The organism is Variovorax sp. YR752 (assembly GCF_943372545.1).
The window spans coordinates 1-5,258 of record NZ_CALRZC010000363.1 but is presented as its reverse complement, the minus strand read 5'-3'; the positions used below and the strand labels follow the sequence as shown (position 1 = coordinate 5,258).

Here is a 5,258-nt window from a genome sequence, read left to right as displayed (position 1 = left end):
CGATGGCCCGCCCGGTATCGAAGCCCCTCTGTATGCGCCGAGGAGCGGAGCGTTTCGCGGATCAGGGCTCGCAGCTGTTTGAGCGAAGCGAGTTCTGCGAGACCCCGCGAAACGCGAGCACCGCAGGTTGCCCGCAGCGAAGCGGAGGGTCGCAGACAGTGGGGTCGCCTTTTCTTTGCTTACTTTCTTTTGGCGAAGCAAAAGAAAGTAAGTCGCCCGCCGGGGCGAGTCCCGGCCTCGGAAAACAAACCCGCAGGGAAGCCAACAACATGCTGAGCCCAGGCAGCCCCCTCCCTTTGGGCGCAATCCCATCGCAGCAAGGCGTCAACTTCGCAATCGCAGCCCCATCAGCAAGCAAAGTAGAACTCTGCCTCTTCGACAGCACAGGCCAGAACGAACAGCAGCGCTTAGCGCTACCAGAACGCACCGACGGCATCTGGCACGGCCTGCTCCCCAACGCAAGACCAGGCCTGATCTACGGCTACCGAGTCCACGGCCCCTGGTCCCCAGAAGAAGGACAGCGCTTCAACCCCGCCAAGCTCCTCCTCGACCCCTACGCCCGAGAAATCCTCGGCCACTACAACGGCAGCGACCTCTTCCTGGGCCACGCCCCCACAAACCCAACCCAACGCGACACCAGAGACAACGGCTCGATCGCACTCAAAGCCCGCGTCACAGCACCCAGCAACACACCCCAGACAACAGGCCGCGCCCACATCCCCCCTTCCGACCGCGTCCTGTACGAACTGCACATCCGCAGCCTCACCCACCAGCACCCAGGCGTACCAGAACCCCTGCGCGGCACGTACGCAGGCCTTGCAGAACCCGCCGTCCTCGACCACCTGCAACGCCTGGGCGTCACCACCCTCAGCCTCATGCCCGTGCAACACCGCGCCGACGAACAGCGCCTGCTCGCCAAAGGCCTGACCAACCACTGGGGCTACAACACCATCGGCTGGTTCGCCCCCGAAGCGCGCTTCTGGAGCGGCCGCCCCGGCACCACGCCCGCCAGCGAGTTCCGCGCTATGGCCGATGCGGTGCATGCGCGCGGCATGGAACTGGTGATCGACGTGGTCTACAACCACAGCGCCGAAAGCGACGAGCTCGGCCCGACGCTCTCGCTGCGCGGCATCGACAACGCCCTGTACTACCACCTGCGCGCCGACGATCGCGCGCTGTACGAGAACTGGGCCGGCACCGGCAACTGCCTCAACCTCGGCGAGCCGCGCGTGCTGCAACTCGTGATGGACAGCCTGCGCTTCTGGGCCTGCGAAATGGGCGTCGACGGCTTCCGCTTCGACCTTGCCCCCGTGCTGGGCCGCGACGCGCAGCGCGGCTTCGATGCGCGCGCGCCCTTCTTCGCGGCGATTGCGCAAGACCCGGTGCTGTCGCGCACGCTGCGCATCGCCGAGCCGTGGGACATCGGCCCCGGCGGCTACCGGCTCGGCGAGTTCCCGCCGGGCTGGCTCGAATGGAACGACCGCTTCCGCGACACGCAACGCGGCTTCTGGCTGCGCCAGGGGCGCGAAGGTGCCACGGGCCTGGGCGATTTCGCACACCGCTTCACCGCCTCCAGCGCGAGCTTCGCGCACGATGGCCGCGCACCGACCGCGAGCGTCAACTTCATCACCGCACACGACGGCTTCACGCTGCGCGACCTCGTGAGCTACGAGGCGCGCCACAACCTCGCCAACGGCGAAGACAACCGCGACGGCCATGCCCACAACCTGAGCACCAACTGCGGTGTCGAAGGCCCGACCGACGACGCCGAGGTGCTCGCGCTGCGCGCCCGCCAGCAGCGCAACATGCTCGCCACGTTGATGCTGTCGCAGGGCACGCCGATGCTGCTGGCCGGCGACGAACTCGGCCACAGCCAGAACGGCAACAACAACGCCTACTGCCAGGACAACGAGACCACCTGGCTCAACTGGATCGGGCTGCCCGACCCGGCCAGCGAACGCGCGCGTCTGACGGCCTTCGTCGCGCGGCTCACCGCCCTGCGGCGCGAGGCGCCGGCGCTGCGCAGCGCGCACTGGTGGCCGGCCGAGCCGCCGGCCGGCGCACCGCCGGACCTGCGCTGGCTGCGCCCCGACGGCGAGCCGATGGCACCGGCCGACTGGCACGCAGGCACGGCCCTTGCGATCCTGTTCGGGCATGCCGAGGACGCCTGGCTGGTGCTGGTGAATGCGGGCCCGAACCCCGTCACCTTCACGTTGCCGGATGGCGACTGGCGCTGCTGCCTTGCCACCGATGCCGAAGACCCCGACGACCTGCGCACCGCGCCCCGTCTGCTGGGCCGCGCGGTGGAGGTGCCGGTTTCGAGCCTCTGGCTTGCAAGAACGTAGGAGCCAAGCCCACGGTGCAGTGCCAGACTCGGTGCGGACACTCTGACGACGACGACGAATTCAACAAAGCGAACGAACGGAGACACAGATGGACAAGCTCAACACCCGGGCCGCACAGGCCCCGCAGGCGCCCCTGCAGGCCCATCAACTGGTCCGCCGCACCATCGCGCTGGTGCTGGCCGGCGGCCGGGGCTCGCGCCTCAAGCAGCTCACCGACCGCCGCGCCAAGCCGGCCGTGTACTTCGGCGGCAAGTTCCGCATCATCGACTTCGCGCTGTCCAACTGCCTGAACTCCGGCATCCGGCGCATGGCGGTGGTCACGCAGTACAAGTCGCACTCGCTCATGCGCCACCTGCAGCGCGGCTGGAGTTTTTTGCGCGCCGAACTCAACGAGATGGTCGACGTGCTGCCCGCGCAGCAGCGCATGGGCGACGAGCACTGGTACCGCGGCACGGCCGACGCGGTGTTCCAGAACCTGGACATCATCAGCACCCGCTCCACGCCGCACGACTACGTGGTGGTGCTGGCCGGCGACCACATCTACAAGATGGACTACTCCGTCATGCTCAAGGACCACGCCGAGCGCGGCCTGGGCTGCACGGTCGGCTGCATCGAGGTGCCGCGCATGGAGGCCACGGCCTTCGGCGTGATGGCGGTGGACGACGGCCGCCAGATCACCAGCTTCCTGGAGAAGCCGGCCGACCCGCCCGCCATGCCCGGCCACCCCGACATGGCGCTGGCCAGCATGGGCATCTACATCTTCGATTCGGCCTACCTGTACCGGCTGCTCGAGGAAGACAACGCCAACCCCGATTCGAGCCACGACTTCGGCAAGGACATCATTCCGCGCGCCGTGGCCGAGGGCCGCGCGCTGGCGCATCCGTTCAGCATGTCGTGCGTCACGCGCGCCTCGCGTGGGCCCGACGCCAAGGCCTACTGGCGCGACGTGGGCACGATTGATGCATTCTGGGCAGCCAACCTCGACCTGGCCTCGATCACCCCGGAGCTCGACATCTATGACACGGACTGGCCCATCTGGACCTACCAGCGGCAGCTGCCGCCAGCCAAGTTCGTGCTCGACCGCGAGGGCAAGCACGGCATGACGGTCAACACCATCGTCTCGGGCGGCTGCATCGTCTCGGGCTCGAAGATCAGCAGCGCGGTGCTGTTCTCGGGCGTGCGCATCCACTCCTTCTGCGAGATCAACGAAGCCGTGCTGCTGCCCGACGTGGAAGTGGGCCGCGGCTGCCGGCTCAACCGCGTGGTGATCGACCGCGGCTGCGTGATCCCCGACGAAACGGTGATCGGCGAAGACGCCGAGGCCGATGCCGCGCGCTTCGAGCGCACGGAAACGGGCGTGGTGCTGGTCACGCGCGAAATGCTGCACCGGCTGGCGCCCGACCCCGTGCCCGCTGCCGCTTCCTGATCACACCATGCGCATCCTGCAGGTCAGCGCCGAGCTGTTTCCCCTCCTCAAGACCGGCGGCCTGGCGGACATCGCCGGCGCCCTGCCCCTGGCGCTCATGGCCGCGGGACAAGAAGCGCGCGCGCTGCTGCCGGGCTTTCCCGCCATCGTGGCCGGCGTGCGCGACCTGGCGCCGGTGGCCGAGTTCACCGCGCCCTGGGGCGAGCGCTTCGGCCTGCGCGCCGGGCATGTGGCCATTGCCGGCGCACCGTCGCTTCCCACGTACGTGATCGACGCGCCCGCGCTCTACGACCGGCCCGGCAATCCGTACGAAGACACCACGCGTCAGCCCTACAGCGACAACCACCGGCGCTTCGCGCTGCTGGGCTGGGCGGCGGCGCAGCTCGCGCAGGGGCTCGACCCCGCCTGGCGGCCCGACGTCGTGCACGCGCACGACTGGCACGCAGCGCTCGCGCCCGCCTACCTGTCTTTCGCGCGGCGCGCGGGCGGCCCGCACGTGGGCACCGTGTTCACCGTGCACAACCTCGCCTACCAGGGCCTGTTCGCGCCGAAGCACTTCGCCGAACTCGGCCTGCCGGCGTCGGCCTTCCACATGAACGGCTTGGAGTACCACGGCCAGGTCTCCTTCATGAAGGGCGGCCTGTGCTTCGCCGACCAGCTCACCACCGTGAGCCCGACCTACGCGCTCGAGATCCAGACGCCCGAACAGGGCTGCGGCCTCGACGGCCTGCTGCGCCAGCGCAGCAACGTGCTCAGCGGCATCCTCAACGCGGTCGACGACCAGGTCTGGAACCCGTCCACCGACGCCGCGCTGGTGCAGGGCTACCAAACGCCCGAAGGCCGCCACATGGCCGGCAAGGCGCGTTGCAAGTCGGTGCTGCAGCGCCAGCTGGGACTGGCCGAGCGTCCCGACGCGCCGCTGTTCATCGTGGTGAGCCGGCTCACCGAGCAGAAGGGTTTGCATCTCGTGCTCGGCGGCCTCGACACGCTGCTCGCGCAGGGTGGCCAACTCGCGCTGCTGGGCAGCGGCGAAGGCTGGCTCGAAGACGCCTTCCGCCAGCGCGCGGCGGCGGCGCCCGCATCGGTGAGCGTCACCATCGGCTACGACGAGACGCTCGCGCACCAGCTCTTCGGCGCGGGCGACGTGACGCTCGTGCCTTCGCTGTTCGAGCCCTGCGGCCTCACGCAGATGTACGGCCTGAAGTACGGTAGCCTGCCGCTGGTGCGCCGTGTCGGCGGGTTGGCCGACACCGTGGTCGACTGCACGCTGGAAGACATGGCCAGCGGCGAGGCCACCGGCTTCGTGTTCGACCGCTTCGAAGACGCCGACTACGACCGCGCCCTGCGCCGCGCCTTCGCGCTGTACGAACGCGCCGCCGACTGGCGCCGCGTGCGCGGCAATGCCATGCGGCGCCCGGCCGACTGGGGCACCGCAGCCGCGCAGTACATCGATGTGTATCAACGGGCGTTGGCCTGAACGATCGCCC

General features: G+C 69.0%; 3 protein-coding genes. All 3 read left to right on the top strand.

The window, feature by feature from the left end:
* The first annotated feature begins 269 nt into the window (after positions 1-269).
* Complete coding sequence (glgX, locus tag AAG801_RS40150) at positions 270-2,345, top strand: glycogen debranching protein GlgX (RefSeq protein WP_341893458.1); 2,076 nt, start codon at positions 270-272, stop codon at positions 2,343-2,345.
* Positions 2,346-2,433: 88 nt separating this feature from the next.
* A complete protein-coding gene (glgC, locus tag AAG801_RS40145) occupies positions 2,434-3,771 on the top strand; it encodes a glucose-1-phosphate adenylyltransferase (protein ID WP_341893457.1) in 1,338 nt (445 codons plus the stop codon).
* Between the two features lie 7 nt (positions 3,772-3,778).
* A complete protein-coding gene (gene glgA, locus AAG801_RS40140) occupies positions 3,779-5,248 on the top strand; it encodes a glycogen synthase GlgA (RefSeq protein ID WP_341893456.1) in 1,470 nt (489 codons plus the stop codon).
* The last annotated feature ends 10 nt before the right edge of the window (positions 5,249-5,258 follow it).